The organism is Bacillus cereus group sp. MYBK5-2 (assembly GCF_051915685.1).
GTDB classification, from domain to species: domain Bacteria; phylum Bacillota; class Bacilli; order Bacillales; family Bacillaceae_G; genus Bacillus_A; species Bacillus_A cereus.
On sequence record NZ_JBQAFE010000006.1, the window covers coordinates 159,184 to 181,570 of the forward strand.

The following is a 22,387-nucleotide window of genomic DNA, read 5'->3' on the forward strand; positions in this document are numbered from 1 at the left end:
ATTGTTTTTACTGGATGTAAAGATGTTTTAGGAGAGGTGTCATTGAAATATTTTACAAGAGATTGGTATAAAGAAATGCAAGTTTTAGAATTTGTAAGTTTTATAGATTCTATAAAAGAATGGTCGGAAATGGATATAGAAAGTTTAAAGGAGGAAATTGAGAAAAGGAAAATAGATTTATTAAAGTTCCTTCCTGAATCGATATACTCAATTATACAAAACATCACAACTAATTCAGAATACCCATCAGATGAACTGAAAAAACGTATGTGAAAGTGGTCAACAGATTATGAGAAAAGAGTGGCACAATTAGATCAATCATACGTAGAATATTTTAATTCCATTGAGAAAAAACTTCCGTCAAATGTCGTTCAGTTACACAAGACATCATTACACGACAGTGTAATTAAAGTAGTAAAAGAAGATACTTTGTCTATCGTATTAGATTGCAGTGGTACTTTTAGTGAATTTGATAAATTTGAAGTAACCTTTATAGGAGTAACAAAGTGTTCTATGCCGGAAAACTTTGAAAATGCTTGGTGGTTATATCATGAAATAGCTCTTACTGAAGATGGTTTTGAACTAGGTGTTTTATTCGACTGTCCATTTAGAGAAGTGACGATTTGTGCGACAGATGTATTACTTGTGAAGAAATAATTTTTTATGGAGCATTACAAACGTTTGACATAATAAAAAAATAAAGTTATTGTAGATACATGAAGTCTACAATAGGGGCTGTACTATGAAATATTCTAAAGCTACAAATTATGCTCTTCATACAATGCTTTTTCTGGCAAAGGCTACACCAAATAAGTTAGTTAGTGTTCACCAATTAGCAGAAATGCAAAATGTTTCACCAACGTACTTGTCTAAAATACTAACTAAGTTGACGAAGGAAGGGATGATACATTCATCATCTGGTCCAAAGGGCGGTTACTCGCTTAGTAAGAATTGGGAAGATATTTCATTTTTAGATATTATACATGCAATTGAAGGTAAAACATCATTGTTTGAATGTTGTTTACATGACAAACCTGGATGTTTAATTAATGAAGTAATGCTTGCAGCAGAAGAGAAAATGGAAGAAGAGTTACGAAATCAAAAAATCGTAGATCTTGCGAAAAAAATAAAAGTGGATTTTTAATCTGCTTTTATTTTTAAATTAATTAAGGATAAAAAGACTCTTTGATATCTTTAATTGTAGTTAGAAAATGATATGAAGAAGGAGAGAAGATGATGACTAAATTTTGGAATGATCGATATAAATCAGATGAATATTTTTACGGGGAAGAACCTAATACATTTATTAAAGAACAAGCATTTCGTTTAGCAAATCACGATAAAGTAATAGCTTTCGCGGAGGGAGAAGGTAGAAATGCTGTATTTCTAGCAAGACAAGGGAACGAAGTAACAGCTATTGATTATTCGGAAGATGGATTAGAGAAGACAAAAAAATTGGCAGAGAAGCATAACGTAAACGTGCATACAAAAAAAGTAGATTTATTAGCTGATAGTTTGCCAGAAAATGAATATGATGCAGCAATTATGGTATTTGGACATTTTCATGATGATTATAAAAAAATGATATTAGGTAAAATGATACAAACGATAAAGCCTGGTGGTTTAATTATGTTTGAAGTTTACTCAAAAAAACAAATAAACTATGGTACTGGTGGACCAAAAGATGTTGATATGCTGTATGATCCAATTGATATCCTTACTTGGTGTGAAGAACATAAGGTAATTCATTTCTTTAATGGCGAACAAGAGCGAATTGAAGGGAAAGGGCACACTGGTTTAGCTGATGTTATTCAAGTTGTTATTAGAAAATGAATATAAGTGTTAATGAAAGTTAAATGTATGAATGTAAAAGACCAGTCATGTAAGACTGGTCTTTCTATTTAGATACTAAATTATCAAGCTTCCAATATGTATCTGTTAACGGCGCTGCTTTGCTATCTATATATAAATACATATTATTTAAATCTTTTGGTGAAGTTTTCAGTTCAAACACAATGTCAGTAGTTAAAGAGAATTCGTGTGGAACATTTTTATAGTGCTCGTCATCTATCGGATGAGCTTCACCTTCATATTTCTGACCAGTTTTTTCATCTTGTATGAAATATTTTATTTCCGAAAGATCAATAGTTTGTCCATCGTCTCGAACATTATTAATCATAACACGAGTAGTAAGGCGCCGCTCTTTGTCTATTTTTTCAAACTTTGCATTATCAACTGTCGCTCTATAGTATTCATTTTTAACTATTTCTCCATAGTGCATTGCATTCTTTTCGAGAGCGCTCTTTTCTTGTTTTGATGTAGTATTGCTATTACATCCTGTTAATATTCCAGTAAATAATAATGCTGTACATGTCGTTTTGATTAATGATTTCATAGTAATCCCTTTCTGTATTAAAAAGTAAAACATAGGAATAATTTCACATCAATAGGAAGGTAAATGGAAGTATTTTTGCGTAATATACAGATATACATTTATTTGGTTGTTAAGTTAACAGGATAGAAAGAGGGAGAAGACTGTATAAAACGGAATAAATAAGAATTGAAAATATTGTAAAACGGAAGAGGCATGCATATAATTAAAATAAAGTTTAAGTTTCTGAACCTTCAATAACGGTGGTGATAACATGTTTACTGAAGAACGTCGAGAGAAAATTTTAGAACTACTTAATACAGATGGAAGAGTAATAGCAAAGGATCTTGCGGAAAGATTTGATATGTCTATTGATTCTATAAGAAGAGATTTGTCTATTATGGAAAAGGATGGTTTATTAAAAAGAACGCACGGAGGTGCAATTGAACTTACGCGAGTGAGAAACTTAGCTGCGGAACCAACTAAACGTTATAGTGATAGCTCAATATATGAGGACACAATTGCAAGAGTTGCGGTATCTTATATACAAGAAGGTGATTCAATTTTTATTGGTGGGGCTTCCGTTCATAATGCGATGCTGAAATATTTACCGGAAGTATCATTTACGGTTATTACGAATTCTATAGAAATAGCTGGTTATCTACGAGAATATAAGAATATTGATACGTATTTAATTGGCGGAAAAGTAAAACCTTCAGGGAATATTACTGATACACTTGCCTCTGAATTGATAAGTAGATTTTCTATTGATCTGTATTTCTCTACAGGTGGAGGCATTTCATTACAAGGTATTAGTACCGCAACACCTGAAGTTGCTTATTTTAGTAAAAGAGTAAGTGAAATTGCTAGAAGAAATATTTGTTTAGTTCCGCATAATAAACTTGGAATAGATTGTTTTATAAGAGGAGAGTCTCTAAAAAAAATTGACATTATTATAACTGACGAAGAGGCTAGTAAAGAAACTGTTCAGGACTTTGAGAAACAAGGTAAACAAGTTGTAATAGCGCCATTATATTCATTTGAAAGGAGTTTGACATGATTGTAAAAGAGCAAGAGTTTTATATAAATGGATTAACTTATACAATTCGTTCTGCAGCTGAGAAAGATGCTGAGCAGTTATCGAAAATTAGAGTTCAGATTGATGGAGAAACTGAAAATATGGATAGAGATGCTGGAGAGGGATTTATAGATGACCTAGGGTTTCAAAAAATAATAAAAACAGATAGTGAAGAGACGAAGAATCTCTTTTTAGTTGCAGAAGTGCACAATCGAATCGTTGGATTTTCAAGATGTGAAGGATCAAATTTTAAGAGATTATCTCATAAAGTGGAGTTTGGCGTTTGCATTTTAAAAGAGTTTTGGGGATATAGAATGGGGAAGAGCCTATTACAACAATCTATTAAATGGGCTGACGAAAATGCAGTAAATAAAATATCTTTACAAGTATTAGAGACAAACGAGAAAGCTATTCATCTGTATAAAAAATTAGGTTTTGAAGTAGAAGGCATTTTGAAAAATGACAAAAGACTATCGGATGGAAAGTATTATAATACGGTATTGATGGGAAGATTTACTAATACTTTTCATGAAAGAGGTGAAGAAGTATGTTTTACAGAAGGAAGTACTATGTAGTGAAAAATGAATTCATAGAAGTATTTAATGATCATTTCAATAATACGAACTTACCTAATCAATTAAAGCATGGTTCTAGGCTAATAGGACGCTGGATGAAAGATAATAAGAATGGTACGTCTGAAGTATTTGCCATATGGGAATATGATAGTTATGAACAGTATAATGAAATAGAATCGAAAATTAGAAGTGACGAGAGGCATATTAAAGGAATACATGAATGGTATGAAAACCATGGCGGGAAAGAATATGTTTTACAGGAGTACATAGTAGAGATGAAAAATGAAGAGTTAGTATGTACTGTAAAGTAACAGAGGGGTGAGGGATAATAGGAATGAAAACAAAATTATATTTTAGTTTAGCATCCGCTATTTTATTTGCAATAGCCGTGATTGTTTTCTTTATAAATGGTAATCCACAAAAGTGGTTTTGGTTATGTATTTTGTTTGCGTCCATTATACAAAATATAGTGCTACTAAAAAAGAATAAAGAAGTGCATTAGGATATTCAAATTATTAACATATTTGTGTCGTATTGCTAGTTGTATTGAAAACGCTTTTATTCAGTTTTATAATAAAAGTATGTTTTATAAATCTCCAAAACAATTAAAAGGGAGATGATACAATGTTAGCTTCACCGTTTTACTTACATACATGGAAAAAGTTTGTTAATGAAGGTGTTCTTGATTCAAATCGCATAAATCAAAGAATTTCAGAATCGTGGCATCGATGTAAACAGGCTAATGTTAATCCTCATATGAATAAAGGTCAGAAAGTTTTGTCTTCTAATATTTTTCGAGAACAAAAGAAAAAGAGTGAAATTTTCCTTGATATAGCATTACCCCAAATACAAAATATGAGAAAAACCATTGATGAACTACAAATGATGGCATTATTAATCGATCCAGATGGTTATGTCCTATCCTTAAGTGGAAATAAACAAACGTTAAAGCGAGCGAAACATATTAATTTTATTGAAGGTGTAAAATGGACGGAAGCAGCTGTGGGGACAAACGCAATAGGAACAGCGCTAGAAATTGAAGAAGCTATTATGATAAGTGGTACTGAACATTACTCCGTGGTATCTCATAGCTGGAGTTGTGCGGCTGCTCCCATTCATAATGATGACGGGAAATTAATTGGTGTTCTAGATTTCTCCTGTCCAATTGAATTTTCGCATCCATATATGCTCGGTATGGTAACTTCAATTGCACATGCGATAGAACGTGAATGTAGCATAAGAGTTCATCAAAATGAATTACACTTAATCCATCGTTTTTTAGATGTCATTGATAGTGATGAACAAGTAGTTATTTGTAATCATCGTGATGTTATCGTTTCTGCGAGTAAGAGCGTTCGGGAACGAGTAACTAATTGGTCAAGAATGAAACTTGAAGATTTAGTGCACCATGGATTGGAAACTAAATTAGAGATACCGGTATATAGTAATGAAAGAATGATCGGGAAATGTATGTATTTAAAGGAAAACAAACAAATGAATACATATTCTGCTTTCACATTTATAAAAGGAATTACTTTTCCAGGAGTTACCGGGACAAGTAAAGCATTTCAACACACACTAGAAGAAATTAAGCTTGTTTCACCGACTGATGCTAGTGTGTATGTATGTGGTGAGACAGGAGTAGGAAAGGAATATGTCGCGAGAGCGATTCATGAAAATAGTCCAAGAAAAGACGGACCCTTTATAGCTGTTAACTGCGGTTCTTTTCCTAAAGAATTAATGGAAAGTGAATTGTTCGGTTATGCTGAAGGTGCGTTTACAGGTGCGCGACGTCAAGGATATAAAGGGAAATTTGAACAAGCGAATGGAGGAACACTGTTTTTAGATGAAATTGGCGAAGTACCACCAGAGATGCAAGTAGCCTTATTGCGTGTTTTACAAGAACGCACAATAACTCCAATAGGAAGTTCAAAAGAGGTACCAGTAAATATTCGTATTATTACTGCTACACATAAAGATTTACTAAGGTTAGTAGAAGAAGGGAAATTCCGTCAAGATTTATATTATCGTTTGCACGTTTATCCGTTATATGTTCCATCGTTAATAGAAAGAAAAGAGGATATCCCATATTTTATACAACACTTTTGCGAACGGAAGAATTGGAATGTTGTATTTCCAAAGAGTATATACAATCAATTTTTACAACATACATGGCCCGGAAATATTCGGGAACTAGTAAATGTATTAGAACGCATTTACATTTTGTCGCAAGGACGGGAAATATGCGAAAAACAAGTCGCTTTTTTGATACAAACAATGACGGGAAATCAACAACAACTTGAGTTACAAGTTGAAAATAAAACAGAACAGACATTACATTTTCGCGAAAAAATACAGCGTGATAGCATGATTGAAGCATTACAAAAGACAAACGGAAATGTTTCGTTAGCTGCAAAACTATTAGATGTACCCCGTAGTACATTCTATAAACGAATGCAAAAATATAAGTTATAAAGTAGATTTTTGTAATCTACTTTTTCTTTGTGGGCTCATGTTCTGTCGGAATGTGCGCTTACCGGGGAAATAATAGAATTGTTAGAAAATAATTCCCGGAAGGGGGACTTATGTGAAGTATATTGAAATCGGCTTCGGAAATAGGTGGTTCGTTCGAACAGAAACCGAAAATAAAGATGGAACTGAATTTGAAGAACGAGGAATTATAAAACCTATTTATTTTGAGTCACTATATGTACGAATGTGGTTTCGGAAAACGTGTTTAATTTTTGATACGAAAGAAGGATTTAAAAAGATTAAGAAGAAGAGGATTGAATATAAATTTATAGTTGGAATTGTAAGTAGACTGAATAAAGAAAAAGTGTGCTAACATACATAGTTATATTGGCCAGGAAATTCTATTGACTTATATCAAACTCATAAAAAGTAATTTTACTAAATATAAATTGTTAATAAAACCACTAAGGAAACTTAGTGGCTTCTTTTTTTATAGGAAGGATTTTCATATGAATAGGATCTTAACGATTGTACTTGCAATTATTGTAATGGGGTATTCCATTTATAGTTGGAATGATACTTCGGAAATGAGTATGCTAATTTTACAAACGCTTTTAGGGTTTGTGTTAGTTAGCTTAGGCGTGCAAAATTTAAAAAATAACGAAAAAGAAAATAGAAGTATAGGGATTGCTTTACTACTCGTGGCTTTGTTTTTAATTGTTGTATCTTTAATAAAATATTTTGTATGAATAAGTTTTTAAATTAATAAAAAATGATTATTTATTGAATCCCCCTCACAATAAAAAGTTAAAATTCTACTTGTATTTCACTATATAAAATATGGCATAATGATTTAGTTAAATAGAAATGGATAGGGTATTTGAGAGGGGCAGTATAATGAGTTTTGCAATTGAAATAGTAATAAAAGCACCAATGGATATTGTATGTGACTATATAATAGAAGATGAAAAAATAAAAGAATGGAATACGTTTATAATAGAAAATCGCTATCCTTCAAATATGGATAAAGAGAATCCACGTGTAGGAGATAAATATATTACTGTTCAAAAAGTCGGTAAGAAAATATTCGAGGCAGAAGTAGAAATTCTTGAATACGATACACCGCATATTATTTCACTTGGTAGTGAAATGAAGCAAGGATATTCAGCAATGACTTATATGTTAGAAGAAGATGAGGAAGGTACAGCACTAACATTAATTTCAGAATATGAACCTAGTAATTTTTATTATAAAATGATGTATAAGTTAACAGGTTGGATTTCACGAGGTTTAACTATGGAACAAATGGAACGTCTAGCAGAATGTGTAGAAGCTGCTTATCATAAAGAAGATTAATATTAAAATATATTAAGGTAAAAGCGTTACTCAATCTCATGAGTAACGCTTTTACTGTTTGAAGATTTTTCATTGAAAATCTCAATAGCTCTTTCATATATTTCTTTATCAACACAAAATCTTTCTGTTATCCAATAATTAAGTTCAGAAGATGTAATGATTTGTTCTCTTTTCTTACCTTGGAAATATCGTTTTAAAACATTATCATTAATAGAAGTTGGAATACCATCGATATAACCGAAAATCTGAAGTTTCTTTAATACAGGAGATGTATGCCAATCGTTAGACTTTGTAACGAGTTCTTTCATACTTGATAAATGTATTGGATCTGTATGTAAGATTTTTGCTGGACCTGGATTTCTAGCAATTTTAATCCTATTATTTGAGACTTCATAAGTGAAAGTTTCTCTTACATTACTTATTTGAAATGATTCATAAAGTGGGTAAGCTTGGAATAAAGGTGCACAATAACCAACATCAACATAATAAGGTTGGTCTAAGTTAACCCGTAAGCATAAATGTCCGGGATCCATATACATATAATGAATATTAAAACCAAGATTTGATAATAACCAATGGAATCCAATTGAGTGCGTCCAACAAGTACCCCCGAGACCTTTTGTTGTAATACGGTTTATGTATGTCTCAATGGAAGGAAAATAATTACCTGTTTCATTACCCTTTTCCCAGTCAATTATTTTAGTAAGGGTTTCCCATTTTATTTTTTCTTGATGAGCTTTAATAAGCTCATTTAAAAACTTTAAGCTAGTAGGCTGTTTTGTCGTACCTAAAAATGATAGAAAGCTATTTACTAGTTGTACTTGGGTCATTTTCTTATCCTTTCTATATAGAAATTGCTATTGGTATTATTATACAATAGGTGTCAGAAAATACAGTTGTTTATTATTGGGGTGGGAGAGAATTATATGTCGATGTCGCTATATTATAAAAAAATCCGTGAGCAATTAGGCCATGAACTAATATTCATGCCAAGTGTAGCTGCAGTTATTAAAAACGAGCAGGGAGAAATCTTATTTCAATATCCTGGCGGAGAATATTGGAGTTTGCCGGCTGGAGCAATTGAACCTGGGGAAACTCCAGAAGAAGCAGTAATTCGGGAAGTATGGGAAGAAACAGGATTGAAAGTACGAGTAAAAAAACAAAAAGGGGTATTTGGAGGGGAAAGGTTCCGTCATATATATCCGAATGGCGATCAAGTAGAATATATTGTTGTTGTGTTTGAATGTGAAATTACTAGTGGAAAACTGAAATCGATAGATGGTGAATCTTTAAAACTACAATATTTCTCATTTTCTGAAAAGCCTACTTTAGCGCTACCATACCCAGATAATATATTTTTATAGATGTAAAATAACACACCTTACTTATTGAAGGTGTGCTATTTATATAACCCGGTCGTATACATCTCCGTTAACGTATACACAATTTCCTCTAAGTTAATCTTTTTATCATTTTGCGTAATAGTCCAAAGAAACGATTCATTCATCGCGAACCAACCGCGTGCTACAATCTCTTTATTTAAATTAAGTTGTGCTAATCCACTTTCTTGAGAGTAAGTAATATCCTGTTTAATACTTGTTATAAAACGTTCCCGAATCTCATCCCATTTTTGCCGTATTTCTTTTGATAATCCTATCGCTTCCTCTACAACTTGCAAAATAGCGCGTTCTTCATTTGCTAATTGCAGGAATGCTCTAACTTGATTTTGGATCATTATACGTGCTTCCTCTTTTGTTTGTGGAGAAAAAGAGCGTTCAGCGATATTATAAAAACGATTCATAACATCTTCCATTAAACTAATTAGGAGATCATCTTTGTTTTTGAAGTATACATATGCTGTTCCGTAACCAGTTTCTGCATGTTTAATAATTTGTGTAATTGTCGTTTTTTGAAATCCATTATTTGTAAAAATAGTGTAACCAGAGTGTAATAGTTTCTTCTTCGTTTCTAAGGAGCGGTGTTTTCTTGATGAAAGAGTAGAGTTTTTCAAAGAATCACCTCTTTATACTGAAATATCTGAAAATATAACTGTATTGTAAAAGAAGTTCATATATAAAGTCAACTGACATAATATCATTGACGTTGTATCAATTAAGGTGATATATTTCAATTAGTTAGAATAAAAAGAAAATTAAGAGAAGGTGACACCATGTATAAAGAACCATTTCAACCAACTTATGAGTATGCGCTTGGATGTGATAAACATGATGAACTGAAAGATTTTCAAACTGAATTCTATAAAAAAGAAGGTACTATATATTTAGATGGAAACTCATTAGGGCTACTTTCAAAAAGAGCAGAGAAATCATTACTTACGTTGCTAGATTCGTGGAAAGAGTATGGCATTGACGGCTGGACAGAAGGTGAGCACCCGTGGTTTTTCCTTTCAGAGAAATTAGGTAAACTTACAGCCCCTCTTATTGGTGCTTTACCGGAAGAAACTATTGTAACCGGTTCTACAACTACAAATATACACCAAGTTATTGCGACGTTTTACGAACCAAAAGGAATACGTACAAAAATACTTGCGGATGAATTAACTTTCCCATCAGATATTTATGCACTTCAAAGTCAAATTCGTTTAAAAGGATTAGATCCAGAGGAGCATTTAGTAAGAGTGAAAAGCCGAGATGGTAGAACACTTTCTGAAGAAGATATTATCCATGCGATGGAAGATGATATCGCTTTAATTTTATTACCTTCTGTTTTATATAGAAGTGGTCAAATTCTTGATATGAAACGTTTAACAACGGAAGCTCATAAACGCGGCATTCACATTGGATTTGATTTATGCCATTCAATAGGATCTATTCCGCATCATTTCAAAGATTGGGATGTCGATTTTGCTGTTTGGTGCAATTATAAATATTTAAATGCAGGACCGGGTAGTGTTGCAGGCCTTTATGTAAATAGTAAACATTTTAATAGACTGCCAGGATTGTCTGGATGGTTTAGTTCTAGAAAAGATAAACAGTTTGATATGGAGCATACATTAACAGCTGCTGATCATGCAGGTGCTTATCAAATTGGTACACCACACGTATTAAGTACAGCACCATTAATTGGTTCACTTGGAATTTTCAAAGATGCTGGTATTGAACGTTTACGTGAGAAATCTTTACATATTACGAGATACATGCTGAATTTAATTGGACATGAATTAAAAGATTTCGAATTTACAATTGGAAATCCATTAGAGGATGAAAAACGAGGCGGGCACATTTATTTAGAGCATGCAGAAGCAGCACGTATATGTAAAGCACTAAAAGCAAATGGAGTAATTCCAGATTTTAGAGCGCCAAATGGGGTGAGACTTGCGCCGGTCGCTTTATATAACACATACGAAGAAGTGTGGAAATCTGTACAAATATTAAAGAAAATTATGAAAAATGAAGAGTATAAGCAGTTTGAAAATAAGCGAGAGGTTGTGGCATAAATATGAAAACATCAGAGTGGATTGATATTTCACAACCGCTAAATAATAATATTGCAACGTGGCCAGGAGACACACCGTTCTCGTATGAAGTTTCATGGTCAAAAGAAGAAAGTGGCTCAGTAAATGTCGGAAAGTTAACGATGAGTATTCATACAGGCACTCATATTGATGCACCATTTCATTTTGATAATGATGGAAAGAAAGTATTGGATTTAGATGTTCAAGTTTATGTTGGCCCAGCACGGATTATTGACGTTTCTAATCTTAAAAGCATCGGGAAAAAGGAATTAGAAAGCTTTCATTTAGAAGGTGTAGAACGATTATTATTACGTACATCTTCACATGGAAAAGCTGAAGAATTTCCAGAGGTGATCCCTCATTTACGTGCAGACATAGCGTCGTTTCTTTCAGAGAAAGGTATTCGTTTAATCGGAGTAGATGTACCATCAGTTGATCCGCTAGATGATAAAGAATTAGCAGCGCATCATCAATTATTTAAACATGGAATTCATATTTTAGAAAATGTCGTACTAGATCATGTAGCAGACGGTGATTATGAACTTATTGCATTACCACTTGCATTAACTGATGCAGATGGAAGTCCAGTTCGAGCCGTTATTAGACCAATATAAGTAGAATCATATAAAAGGGGCGTTTGGCTAATATGAAAGAAAATGAAAAAGTAATTATGGAAAAAGGGATTCATACGGATTTTAAAGAGAATATGACGTATGGGGAGTATTTACAATTAGATAGTTTACTATCTTCTCAAAAAAGATTATCGGACCATCATGATGAAATGTTATTTATCGTTATTCACCAAGCAAGTGAGCTTTGGATGAAGCTCATTTTACATGAGCTAAATGCGGCGATTGAATCTATTAAACAAGATAAATTACAACCAGCTTTTAAAATGTTAGCACGTGTATCAAAAATTCAGTCTCAAATTATTCAATCTTGGGATATTCTTGCGACATTAACACCATCAGAATATATTGAGTTTCGTGATTCACTCGGTCAAGCTTCAGGTTTTCAATCGTATCAATATCGTATGATTGAGTATGCACTTGGCTATAAAACGCCACACGCATTAAAAATTTATGAAAAGGATCCAGAATTACATGCACGACTTCATAAAGCGCTACATGCACCAAGTCTATATGATGTCGCGATTCAAGCATTAGTAAAAGAAGGATTCCCTATTCATAAAGATGTGTTAAACCGTGATATTACGCAGCCTTATGAAGAAGATGCAACAGTAGAAGCAGCATGGTTGGAAGTGTATGCGGATGTGAAAAAATATTGGAATTTATATCAGCTTGCTGAAAAATTGATTGATATTGAAGACTGGCTACAACAATGGCGTTTCCGTCATATGAAAACAGTAGAAAGAATTATTGGACATAAAATGGGTACAGGTGGATCCTCCGGTGTTTCTTATTTAAAGCGAGTACTTGATCAACAATTCTTCCCAGAGCTTTGGAATGTTCGTACGAAATTATAAAAATAAACCTGTCAGTTCATTATGGCTGACAGGTTTATTTTTATTTGAGCATAATTATGTTTAAAATGAAGGAACAAGATATAATAAATGGAGTAACTATTTAAATGGAGGTAAAGTTTTTGGATTTCAAGCAACTAGAAAATAAATTCGAAAAGAAAAAAGTGAATACATTTCTTGTTTATCAAAAAGGGGAATTAACAACTGAGTATTATAAAACACCCGAATGTGCAAATAACTTATATAAAATAAATTCGATTACAAAAAGTATCGTATCTTTATTAATTGGTATTGCAATTGATAAGGGCTATATAAATGATATACATACATCGATTACAGAGTGGATTGAAAATGTACCTGGGGAAAAACATGATTTGACGCTATATCACTTATTAACAATGACTACTGGTGAGGACTGGAAAGAGTTTGGGAATGGAGTAGTATTCCCAAATGACTTTGTAGAATCAGAGAACTGGGTACAGTACATATTAGAAAAGCCAATAATTGAAGAACCTGCTACAAAAATGAATTATAATTCAGGTTCTTCTCATTTACTGAGCTATATTATTCAAGAAGCTACTGGAATTTCGACAGAGCGGTTTGCAAAGAAGTATTTATTTGATCCATTAAAAATTAACGAATACGAGTGGCAACAAGATCCGCAGGGTATATATGTAGGTGGCTTCGGTATGAAAATGAAATCTACCGATTTGTTAAAATTAGGGAAATTATGTTTACAAAATGGATATTGGAATGAAAAAGAAATTGTATCAGCGAAATGGTTAGAAGAGTCAAGTAGGGCTCTATTTGAAACATATGAACATGTCGGCGCATATGGGTATCACTGGTGGGTATTACATAACGGAAGATTTCACATACCGTATTGTATATATTTTGCTATGGGATATGGCGGACAATACATTGTTATCATTCCTCAGTTAGAATTAGTAGCTATTATAAGTAGTCATATGCCAAAACGTGGGCTCGTTCCATTAAAACTATTTATTGAGCATGTACAGGGAAACTCCAATTATATATAAGAAAAGGAGGGAATGTATGAGGGATGAAAAAACTTTATCTTTATTTAGATTCTGTTTAAGTCTTCTAGTATGTAGCGCCATTATTGCGCAATTCATAATTAGGGCACAAGTGAAGCCGTTTAATCCAGTTAACTTTTTTAGTTTCTTCACCATTGAAAGTAACATTTTAGTTGCATGTATTCTCCTTTTAAGTAGTATCGGAACAGCTACATTTGGTCGCTCAGAGCAGTTTAGTATACTTCGTGGTGCGGCGACGGTATATATACTTACGACAGGACTCGTTTATTTTTTGTTACTAAGAGGGTTAGAAGAGTCACTTCAAACGGCAATACCATGGGTAAATACTGTGCTACATTATATCATGCCGATTACAATGCTTTTAGATTGGATTTTAAATCCACCTATTAAGAAAATCACTTGGAAACAAGCTGCAAGTTGGATTTTATTCCCGTTTTTTTACGTTGTATATAGCTTAATACGTGGTCCAATCGTGAATTGGTATCCATATCCGTTTTTAGATCCGAGAATAGGTGGATATGGTAAAGTACTTTTATACAGTATAGGGATAGCAGTTGTAATTGGTGCTATTTGTATATTGGTAAGATTTTTAGGGAATCGAAACTTTAGAAAAGAATTTTAGAAATGCAAGAACCCCCACTGTGTCTGTTTTTAACAGTGGGGGTTTCACTTTATCCAGCTATTTGTCGGGCTGCCCGTAAAAGTCCGATTGGTGAGGGCTGATTAAAGTTTCACTTTATCTACTCGTCTTCTGAAACGACAGCTTTATAAATTTCTCCGTCTTCGTTTCAAATTCTACATCAACAAAAACACCGTATTCTTTTCCGTTCTCACGTAACCACAATTTAAATTTTTCAACAGTTATTTGAACTGTTTTTGGTTTTCTACCTATATGAAGATAGTCAATAATTTCTGCTTTTGGGTATTGTTCTTTCGTCTTTTCTACGGCAAGTTTACCCCATTTGGCATACGGTGGCTGCGCATGAACAATTGATGAGCCTGTATATATATTTGAACATGTTGTTAGGAACAGAATGACGAGTGCGACGTGTTTTAAAGATTTCTTCATGATGAACTCCTTTTATCCTTTTTTTATATTGTTTACATATTTTTTCAACGATATTAGTTTGGATTTTTTTGTCTTCTTTACATAAAAGCGAGGCTTTTACAAAACATAACCAAGAAATCATTTCCGTAATTAAGGAGGGAAAATTATGCGCCAAAAAGCTATTTTTAAAATAGCAGTTTTACTTGCGTTCATAGGACTGTCTTTAATGGTCAGTAGTATACAACTAAAGAATGTAGAAGCTTTTTCTAATCAAGTTATTCAAAGAGGAGCATCTGGCGAAGATGTCATTGAACTGCAATCTCGTTTGAAATATAACGGGTTTTATACGGGAAAAGTGGATGGTGTTTTCGGATGGGGTACATATTGGGCACTTCGGAATTTTCAAGAGAAATTCGGATTACCCGTTGATGGTTTAGCTGGAGCTAAAACGAAGCAAATGCTCGTGAAGGCAACGAAGTATGACAAGTCAACTGCTAATAAAGGGACGACAACAAATAAAGGAAATAGCGGCGGAACTGCACAAGAGAATAAACCACCTCAAAATAAAGGGACAAATGTTCCGAACGGTTATTCTCAAAATGATATTCAGCTTATGGCAAACGCAGTATACGGAGAATCACGCGGTGAACCATATTTAGGACAAGTTGCAGTAGCTGCCGTTATTTTGAACCGTGTTACAAGTGCGTCATTCCCAAATACTGTTTCAGGTGTAATCTTTGAACCTAGAGCATTTACAGCGGTAGCCGATGGACAAATATATTTAACGCCAAATGAAACAGCAAAAAAAGCAGTTTTAGATGCGATTAACGGATGGGATCCAACAGGAAATGCTTTATATTATTTCAATCCAGATACTGCAACTAGTAAATGGATTTGGACTCGTCCACAAATTAAAAAAATCGGTAAACATATTTTCTGTAAATAGAGCGGAGGTGGGACAATGTTACGAGGTATTATCATTGTATTATTAACAGTCGGTGTAGTAGGAACAGGCTATTGGGGCTATAAAGAGCACCAAGAGAAAAATGCAGTTTTAATTCGAGCGGAAAATAGCTATCAACGTGCATTCCATGATTTAGCATACGAAGTCGATTTATTACACGATAAAATTGGCACAACACTTGCGATGAATTCACGATCATCTTTATCACCTGCATTAGCGGATGTATGGCGTTTAACATCTGAAGCTCGCTCGGATGTAGGGCAACTTCCTTTAACATTAATGCCATTTAATAAAACGGAAGAATTTTTAGCGAATATCGGTGATTTTAGTTACCGTGCAGCCATTCGTGATTTAGAAAAAGAACCGTTAAATGAGCAAGAATATAAAACGTTGCAAACTTTATATTCAAATGCAGGAAATATACAAGATGAACTAAGAAAAGTACAACATCTTGTTTTGAAAAATAATTTACGCTGGATGGATGTAGAAATGGCACTTGCATCAAATCGCGATCCAGCAGATAACACAATTATTGATGGATTGAAAACTGTAGAGAAAAACGTAACATCATATTCTTCTACAAACTTCGGACCGACCTTTACAAGTGCGCAAAAAAATAAAAAAGGTGGATTTGAAGCGGAAGGAAAGGCAATTTCTAAAGATGAAGCGGCGAAAATTGCCAAATCATTTTTGAATTTAAAAGGAAATGAAAAAGTAGATGTTGAGAAAAGCGGAAAAGGTGCGAAAGAATCCTTCTATAGTGTGAAAATTAAAGATGAAGCAACGAACAATGAGTTCTATATGGATATTACCGGAAAAGGCGGATATCCAATTTGGGTTATGAATAACCGCGAAATTAAAGAACAGAAAGTTAGTTTAAACGATGCAGGTAGTAAAGGTTTGAAATTTTTAAAGGACCATAAGTTTAATAATATGGAGCTTTATGATAGCTCTCAATATGATAATGTTGGTGTATTTACGTATGTAGTAAATGAAAATGGAGTACGAATTTATCCAGAAGCAATCCAAATGAAAATTGCTTTAGATGATGGTTCTATCGTTGGGTTCTCCGCAAAAGAATACTTAGCGTCACATCAAAAGCGAACAGTTCCATCGGCAAAGCTAACTGCAACAGAAGCAAGAAAGAAAATCAATCCGGATGTAAAAGTTATGGAAGAACGTAAAGCTTTAGTAGTCAATGATTTGCATAATGAAGTACTTTGCTATGAATTTGTAGGCACTTTAGGAAAAGATACGTACCAAATATTCATTAATGCTAATAGCGGGGCCGAGGAAAAGGTAAAGAAAATGCAAGCTGTTGAAAAAATTTATGATTAAACCTTAATAGTGAAGTGGTGAAAATAATGAAAACTCTAATATATATATTGATGCTTTGCTTCGTTATAACTGGATGCAGTATTGGAAAAAAAGACAATCCAAACGAAAAGCCGGAACAAAAAAATGTTTCAATGAAAAATGTTAATTATACGAATAAATCAAATAAGCCAAATGAAAAAGCAGCAGATCATTTAGCATCTTTAGCAGCAAGTGTGCCAGGTGTGAATGATGCAACAGCGGTCGTTGTTGGAAAATATGCTATTGTAGGTATTGATGTAAAAGCAAAACTTGATCGAACTCGAGTTGAATCAATTAAATACTCTGTTGCAGAAAGTTTAAAAAATGACCCTGACGGTGCTAATGCAGTCGTTGTAGCAGATGTTGATACGTATGAACGCCTCAAACAAATCGGAAAGCAAATTAAAAAAGGAAAAACAGGTGAAGGTATACTAGATGAATTAGCCGCTATTGTGGGCCGAGTAATGCCACAAGTTCCAAATGATATGATAGAAAATAGAGAAACGAATCCAATTAAAGATAATGATAAACAATTACCAAAAGATGAAGAACAAGAGTTAAGAAAAGAACAGGATGATCAATCAAATAATCATTTGAATAAATGAAATTAGCCTCGTACTTAATTGTACGAGGTTTTTAAATATAATATTAAATATTCAGTTTATTTTTAAGGGAATATATGGTTTAATTATCATAGGAGGGACAACTGTTATGATGAAAAAAAGCGCATGTATATTGTTTAGTTTATGCTTAGGTTTCAGTATGACAGCGTGTGAGCAGAGAAAAGAAGTGAAAAACCAAACAGCAACTTCTTCTACTGTGATGGAAAGGCAACAGAAAGAGTCTATCAATATAAATCATTTCTCGAGTATAAATGAAGGAATGACTTATACAGAAGTGAAAGATTTAATTGGTTTTGAAGGAGATTTACTTATAGAAGAAGGGGTAGAACATTCTACACAAATTAAACAAATTTTTGCTTGGAAAGGGAACGATCCAAATTCATTTGTTGAAATTACCTTTTTAGATGGAAGAGTGCATTCAAAAGCACAGCAAGGTATAAGTTAATAAGCTAAAAAATGGGAGAGTTTAGCATGAACATACACACAGGGGAAATTCAATTAGCTCCGTATAAGGAGAAATATAAAGAAGTTATACAAACATTTACTTTACCAAGTGAACAAGTTCAGTTTACATCAGATCCAAGCGCATTACTGGAGAAAGCAAAAAGTGATTATACAAAAAATGTGATTGTCATTTTAGATCACAATGGGGTACCGGTGGGTCTTTTCGCATTGGAAACGGGAGATAGAGTAAAGGAGTTCACAGATAATGAGGATGCTTTACTTTTAACGTCATTTTCTATTAATCACAATAGACAAAGAAAAGGATTCGCTAAAAAGTCATTGTTATTATTAGAAGAGTTTGTAAAACGTTATTTTCCAATAAAAAATGAAGTTATACTTGCTGTGAATGAAAGAAATATTCCTGCACAAAATTTATATGCAAAAGTTGGTTTCCAAGATAAAGGTTTTAGAAGAATGGGACCAATTGGCCAACAAATAATAATGCATTTACCTATAATAAAATAATGAGATAGAAAACTTACTCTTGAATATTCAAGTAGTAGGTTTTTTATTTTAACAATATATAATATATGTATATAAAATGAAACAGGAATGAAGGATATAAAAAATGAATCAAGATAGAAAATGGAATATCGTTGGAGGAAGAGTGATTAAAACTGGGATTGCAGTTTTTCTTACAGTGTTAGTTTGTGATTTTTTTAACATCCCAACTATTTTTGCTGTAATAACAGCAATTGTTACAATTGAACCAACTGCAACAGACTCAATAAAAAAAGGACTTATTCGCTTTCCGGCCTCAACAATTGGATCGGCATATGCCATGACTTTCACATTTTTCCTAGCCCACCAAGCAATTTCTTATGCATTAGCTGCAATGTTTACGATCGTTACATGTCAAAAACTAAGGTTACATGCGGGAACTTTAGTCGCAACTTTAACTGCCGTAGCAATGATTCCAATTACGGCAAATCATTATTTTACTGCATTTTTAATTCGTTTAGCTACTACATCTACTGGTATTATAGTATCTACTTTAGTGAATTTTTTCATTTTGCCACCCCACTACACGAAAATGATTTTTGGATGTACAGAGGATCTATTTGCTAAAACAGCAAATATTATGGAAGAATGGATTACTGCATTAGTTGCAGGAAAAGGTATGAAAAAGGAGACTGCTCAGGATTTATCTAAATTGACTTTATTATTGCATAAGGCGATACAATTTGTTCAATATGAGCAGAAAGATTGGAAATATCATCAACATACAAAGAAGGAAATGAGAAGCTTTTTAACGATGCAGAAGCAACTTCATATATTACAGCAAATCATTTACCATATAGATAATTTAGCTCGGGTATCAATTGAGACTTGTGACTGGTCACAAAGTGAAAGAGAAATATTACAACGAACAATTCATTCTATAATTGCTATATTGAGAAACCGTTGTAATGAAATTGATGAGGAACATTTCAAACTTATTGCTGAATTAGACAAGCAATTTTGGAGTTATAAAAATGATTTAAAAGATTATAAACCAAATCATTATCATCACCATTTTTCAAGTGAATCTATTATTTTATTTGAGGTATTATCTATTCATGATATGTTAGAAGAATTAAAACAAATATCCGAGAAATATGAGTGGGAAAACCGATTCAATTGATAAGTTCATTTTACTGTGGGGGGGATAATATGACACTTTATATTGCATTACTAAGAGGAATCAATGTCGGTGGCCATAAAGTAATCAAAATGGCTGATTTAAAACGAGTGTTTGAATCAATAGGGTTAAAACAAGTGAAAACATATATACAAAGTGGTAATATTGTGTTCGAATCTGAGGAAGGTATAAACTTTCTAAAGGACCGAATACAATCTGAAATAAAAAAAGAATTTGATTTCGATGTTCCAGTCATGCTAAGAACACATGATGAATTTATAAATATTATTAAACAATGTCCATATGAAGTTCATTCATTGTTAGAAGGAGAAAGTGTTCATATTGCTTTTTTAGCTAATGTACTTTCTGAAGAAGAGAGTAGTCAATTGCTTACATTTAAAAGTGAACTTGAAGATTGCTATATAGATGAGAAGGTCGTTTATTTATTTTTCAAAAATAGCATTCGAAATTCTAAATTAATGAACCAGTTTCAGAAGTCACATACACTAGCTACAGTTAGGAATTGGCGGACTGTGAATAAATTAAAAGCAATTGTAGAGAGTATGTAAATATAAAAAGATGAGGTTTTCTACATGTAGAAAACCTCATCTTTTTACTTATATTGTTTTGCAATTATGAGTTCGACAATAGGATAAATAAAGAATGAAGAGCAAATTGCGATGAACAGAGGGAGGTTTTTTACTCCATCTAAATTAGCCCCCATAGAAAATCCTTCGGAGAAGATTAATAAAAGGAACATTACAACTACAAGCACAAAATACGCAATTTTAAAGCTTTTATATGTAATTTGTTGTCCCATCTCATCTTGACTTTCTTCTGACACACCGTGGGGATCTCCCCAAGTAATGTGATTAATTAAATTACTAAGTATTAACGAAATAGCAAAAATCGTACCACCTAAAATAGAACCTTCAGTTATGTATTTATATGTGCCATGTACTAGTATTGCAATTAATGCTAAAACAATGATTATAAAAATAGTTTTTTTAGTATTCAATAAATAATTGCCCCCTCGATTGTAAAAAACTTTTTACAAATATAAGTATAAAATTGGAAAAGCATCATGTCAAATACTTTTTACACGAAATATGTAAGTATGCAATATTTTGGTTTTATGATAAACAAAAAATTACAATACATTTGAATGTAAAAGAATGGGCTCGCATATATTTGGAAGGGATGTCAGATTAATTTAGGGGGTAGTTATGTCTATACTTTTAAAAGCTGGTGCAGATGCAGGAAACAACGGTTTGAAGTTAATGGTGAAAGGGCAAGACCCTATTTTTATTCCGAGTATTTATTCTTTATATATAGGTGAGCCTACAGGACTCTTAGATGAGGTAGATGTTTCATTATCTGAATTAGAAAACCACATTGATGTGACTATAAGTTCGCCATCGTTAATGCTAAATAATGTACGATACATCGTTGGAGAAAAAGTTATTCAAGATCAATTAAAAGGTACTGAGGTAGAGAAGAAATCGAATAAGTCAACGGATGAGTTAATGGTTATTACAATACTATCAGGTTTGGCGGTAAGCGCTATGCGTCAAAGTCCAACTTCTAGCCATATTAATATTCGTTATGATTTATCTGTCGCTCTTCCTATGCAGCTTATTACACAAGAAATAGCTGCTGAAAATGCAAAACGTTATATGGGAAATCATAAGGTTATTTTCCATTATCCGAACGGACGCGATGTGACAATTAATGTTTCAATTGAGTATTGTAAATGCCTGCCTGAGGGCGCTTCTGGTACGTGGGGCATTGTATACGATGAAGAAGGAAATGTTGTGAAACATAAAATAGAATGTGAGCAAAATCAAGTTTCTGAAATTGATTTTGTAGATAAAACGCTACTCTCTTTTGATATTGGTGCAGGGACGACAGAAGAAGTCGTTTCATTAGGGGTGAATTTCCGTCCGCAACTAAGTAAAGGTTTATCTTATGGTGTAAAAGAGACGTTACTACAAATCATTACGAGATGGAACCGGAAGTATCCAACTAAAACGATTGATAGTATTACAGAATTCAATCAAATTTATTTAAATGATAAGCATCCGAGAAATACCTTATTAGTTGAGGAATCACAGCCAGCGCTATTAGGTTTAGCAGCACGTGTTGCAACAGATATTATAAATAAAATTGATGATATGAAAGACGATCCATACGTGTTTATTTATGGCGGGGGTGCAGTAATTATTAAAAACAGTTTAAAAATGATTTTAAAGCAAAAAGGACGACTCAAAAATGTAATCTTTGTAGATAATCCGTTATTTACAAATGCACGAGGATTATTAGTCTATACTTGTTCGCCAAAATATAGAGAGCATAAGCAAAAAGAGTTAGGATTTACAAACTTAACGATAAGTTAGTTGGTGG

General features: G+C 33.1%; 28 protein-coding genes and 1 pseudogene. 24 read left to right on the forward strand and 5 right to left on the reverse strand.

The genetic code is table 11. From position 1 onward, the window contains the following. Positions 1–42: 42 nt before the first annotated feature. From ACTFP3_RS20565 to ACTFP3_RS20575, 3 genes and pseudogenes are all read left to right on the forward strand, one after another. Positions 43–657, forward strand: a pseudogene (locus ACTFP3_RS20565) (DUF4085 domain-containing protein). An 85-nt stretch (positions 658–742) separates the two neighbouring features. Continuing rightward, complete coding sequence (locus tag ACTFP3_RS20570; protein ID WP_000877650.1) at positions 743–1,144, forward strand: Rrf2 family transcriptional regulator; 402 nt, start codon at positions 743–745, stop codon at positions 1,142–1,144. Between the two features lie 89 nt (positions 1,145–1,233). Then, positions 1,234–1,833, forward strand: a complete 600-nt coding sequence (locus tag ACTFP3_RS20575) for a class I SAM-dependent methyltransferase (protein ID WP_002178251.1) — start codon at positions 1,234–1,236, stop codon at positions 1,831–1,833. A gap of 64 nt (positions 1,834–1,897) precedes the next feature. Here ACTFP3_RS20575 and ACTFP3_RS20580 read toward each other — a convergent pair whose 3' ends face one another. Further along, positions 1,898–2,395, reverse strand: coding sequence for a hypothetical protein (locus ACTFP3_RS20580; protein WP_440011090.1), 498 nt, complete (start codon positions 2,393–2,395; stop codon positions 1,898–1,900). 250 nt (positions 2,396–2,645) lie between these two features. Here ACTFP3_RS20580 and ACTFP3_RS20585 point away from each other — a divergent pair, with 250 nt between their 5' ends. The 7 genes from ACTFP3_RS20585 to ACTFP3_RS20615 all read left to right on the forward strand — a co-directional run bounded on the left by ACTFP3_RS20585 (position 2,646) and on the right by ACTFP3_RS20615 (position 7,852). Further along, on the forward strand, positions 2,646–3,431 hold the full coding sequence (locus ACTFP3_RS20585; protein ID WP_000493642.1) for a DeoR/GlpR family DNA-binding transcription regulator: 786 nt from the start codon (positions 2,646–2,648) through the stop codon (positions 3,429–3,431). After that, positions 3,428–4,024, forward strand: coding sequence for a GNAT family N-acetyltransferase (locus tag ACTFP3_RS20590; protein ID WP_000635680.1), 597 nt, complete (start codon positions 3,428–3,430; stop codon positions 4,022–4,024). The genes ACTFP3_RS20585 and ACTFP3_RS20590 overlap by 4 nt, the downstream gene beginning before the upstream one ends. Next, positions 3,997–4,335, forward strand: coding sequence for an NIPSNAP family protein (locus ACTFP3_RS20595; protein ID WP_000499992.1), 339 nt, complete (start codon positions 3,997–3,999; stop codon positions 4,333–4,335). Before ACTFP3_RS20590 ends, ACTFP3_RS20595 begins: the two co-directional genes overlap by 28 nt. Positions 4,336–4,648: 313 nt before the next feature. Then, positions 4,649–6,499: a sigma-54-dependent Fis family transcriptional regulator gene (locus ACTFP3_RS20600; RefSeq protein WP_326036486.1), complete on the forward strand. Its 1,851-nt coding sequence runs from the start codon at positions 4,649–4,651 to the stop codon at positions 6,497–6,499. Positions 6,500–6,611: 112 nt separating this feature from the next. Next, entirely contained in the window at positions 6,612–6,869 is a 258-nt protein-coding gene (locus tag ACTFP3_RS20605; RefSeq protein ID WP_000873828.1) for a DUF3977 family protein, read from the forward strand. A gap of 136 nt (positions 6,870–7,005) precedes the next feature. Next, on the forward strand, positions 7,006–7,245 hold the full coding sequence (locus ACTFP3_RS20610; RefSeq protein WP_326036487.1) for a DUF3953 domain-containing protein: 240 nt from the start codon (positions 7,006–7,008) through the stop codon (positions 7,243–7,245). A gap of 148 nt (positions 7,246–7,393) precedes the next feature. Next, positions 7,394–7,852, forward strand: coding sequence for an SRPBCC family protein (locus ACTFP3_RS20615; RefSeq protein ID WP_119683512.1), 459 nt, complete (start codon positions 7,394–7,396; stop codon positions 7,850–7,852). A 26-nt stretch (positions 7,853–7,878) separates the two neighbouring features. Here the strand turns inward: ACTFP3_RS20615 and ACTFP3_RS20620 are convergent, their stop codons facing one another. Then, positions 7,879–8,682, reverse strand: coding sequence for a hypothetical protein (locus ACTFP3_RS20620; protein ID WP_326036488.1), 804 nt, complete (start codon positions 8,680–8,682; stop codon positions 7,879–7,881). 96 nt (positions 8,683–8,778) lie between these two features. On the opposite strand from ACTFP3_RS20620, the gene ACTFP3_RS20625 reads away from it, so the two are divergent. After that, positions 8,779–9,216 (forward strand): NUDIX hydrolase, encoded by a 438-nt coding sequence (locus ACTFP3_RS20625; protein WP_119683510.1) that lies wholly within the window; start codon positions 8,779–8,781, stop codon positions 9,214–9,216. A 35-nt stretch (positions 9,217–9,251) separates the two neighbouring features. On the opposite strand, the gene ACTFP3_RS20630 is transcribed toward ACTFP3_RS20625, so the two are convergent. Then, positions 9,252–9,863, reverse strand: coding sequence for a TetR/AcrR family transcriptional regulator (locus tag ACTFP3_RS20630; protein WP_326036489.1), 612 nt, complete (start codon positions 9,861–9,863; stop codon positions 9,252–9,254). A 159-nt stretch (positions 9,864–10,022) separates the two neighbouring features. Here ACTFP3_RS20630 and kynU point away from each other — a divergent pair, with 159 nt between their 5' ends. The 5 genes from kynU (at position 10,023) to ACTFP3_RS20655 (ending at position 14,490) form a co-directional block, all read left to right on the forward strand. Then, entirely contained in the window at positions 10,023–11,309 is a 1,287-nt protein-coding gene (gene kynU / locus ACTFP3_RS20635; RefSeq protein WP_326036490.1) for a kynureninase, read from the forward strand. Between the two features lie 2 nt (positions 11,310–11,311). Continuing rightward, the gene (gene kynB / locus ACTFP3_RS20640; protein WP_242554508.1) at positions 11,312–11,941 is read left to right on the forward strand and encodes an arylformamidase; all 630 of its coding nucleotides are present in this window, start codon (positions 11,312–11,314) and stop codon (positions 11,939–11,941) included. Positions 11,942–11,973: 32 nt separating this feature from the next. Further along, on the forward strand, positions 11,974–12,813 hold the full coding sequence (kynA, locus tag ACTFP3_RS20645) for a tryptophan 2,3-dioxygenase (RefSeq protein ID WP_000661957.1): 840 nt from the start codon (positions 11,974–11,976) through the stop codon (positions 12,811–12,813). Positions 12,814–12,932: 119 nt separating this feature from the next. Further along, positions 12,933–13,850 carry a serine hydrolase gene (locus tag ACTFP3_RS20650; protein WP_326036491.1) on the forward strand — a complete coding sequence of 306 codons (918 nt, stop codon included), beginning with the start codon at positions 12,933–12,935 and terminating at the stop codon, positions 13,848–13,850. Positions 13,851–13,866: 16 nt separating this feature from the next. Continuing rightward, entirely contained in the window at positions 13,867–14,490 is a 624-nt protein-coding gene (locus tag ACTFP3_RS20655) for a Pr6Pr family membrane protein (protein WP_326036492.1), read from the forward strand. Between the two features lie 114 nt (positions 14,491–14,604). Here the strand turns inward: ACTFP3_RS20655 and ACTFP3_RS20660 are convergent, their stop codons facing one another. Beyond that, the gene (locus ACTFP3_RS20660) at positions 14,605–14,937 is read right to left on the reverse strand and encodes a DUF3889 domain-containing protein (RefSeq protein WP_000749106.1); all 333 of its coding nucleotides are present in this window, start codon (positions 14,935–14,937) and stop codon (positions 14,605–14,607) included. 145 nt (positions 14,938–15,082) lie between these two features. Here ACTFP3_RS20660 and sleB point away from each other — a divergent pair, with 145 nt between their 5' ends. From sleB to ACTFP3_RS20695, 7 genes are all read left to right on the forward strand, one after another. Then, positions 15,083–15,862, forward strand: a complete 780-nt coding sequence (gene sleB, locus ACTFP3_RS20665; RefSeq protein WP_001249053.1) for a spore cortex-lytic enzyme — start codon at positions 15,083–15,085, stop codon at positions 15,860–15,862. Positions 15,863–15,877: 15 nt separating this feature from the next. Then, complete coding sequence (gene ypeB, locus ACTFP3_RS20670; RefSeq protein WP_086388210.1) at positions 15,878–17,218, forward strand: germination protein YpeB; 1,341 nt, start codon at positions 15,878–15,880, stop codon at positions 17,216–17,218. A 26-nt stretch (positions 17,219–17,244) separates the two neighbouring features. Then, positions 17,245–17,841 carry a YhcN/YlaJ family sporulation lipoprotein gene (locus tag ACTFP3_RS20675; RefSeq protein WP_000854053.1) on the forward strand — a complete coding sequence of 199 codons (597 nt, stop codon included), beginning with the start codon at positions 17,245–17,247 and terminating at the stop codon, positions 17,839–17,841. 106 nt (positions 17,842–17,947) lie between these two features. Next, entirely contained in the window at positions 17,948–18,304 is a 357-nt protein-coding gene (locus tag ACTFP3_RS20680; RefSeq protein WP_000976446.1) for a hypothetical protein, read from the forward strand. Between the two features lie 11 nt (positions 18,305–18,315). Further along, positions 18,316–18,828, forward strand: coding sequence for a GNAT family N-acetyltransferase (locus ACTFP3_RS20685; protein WP_326037076.1), 513 nt, complete (start codon positions 18,316–18,318; stop codon positions 18,826–18,828). A 103-nt stretch (positions 18,829–18,931) separates the two neighbouring features. Further along, positions 18,932–19,987 carry an aromatic acid exporter family protein gene (locus ACTFP3_RS20690; protein ID WP_440011094.1) on the forward strand — a complete coding sequence of 352 codons (1,056 nt, stop codon included), beginning with the start codon at positions 18,932–18,934 and terminating at the stop codon, positions 19,985–19,987. A 29-nt stretch (positions 19,988–20,016) separates the two neighbouring features. Further along, positions 20,017–20,553 (forward strand): DUF1697 domain-containing protein, encoded by a 537-nt coding sequence (locus ACTFP3_RS20695; RefSeq protein WP_000177390.1) that lies wholly within the window; start codon positions 20,017–20,019, stop codon positions 20,551–20,553. Positions 20,554–20,597: 44 nt separating this feature from the next. On the opposite strand, the gene ACTFP3_RS20700 is transcribed toward ACTFP3_RS20695, so the two are convergent. Further along, positions 20,598–21,002, reverse strand: a complete 405-nt coding sequence (locus ACTFP3_RS20700; protein WP_326037078.1) for a hypothetical protein — start codon at positions 21,000–21,002, stop codon at positions 20,598–20,600. Between the two features lie 208 nt (positions 21,003–21,210). On the opposite strand from ACTFP3_RS20700, the gene ACTFP3_RS20705 reads away from it, so the two are divergent. Then, on the forward strand, positions 21,211–22,380 hold the full coding sequence (locus ACTFP3_RS20705; protein WP_000025622.1) for a ParM/StbA family protein: 1,170 nt from the start codon (positions 21,211–21,213) through the stop codon (positions 22,378–22,380). The last annotated feature ends 7 nt before the right edge of the window (positions 22,381–22,387 follow it).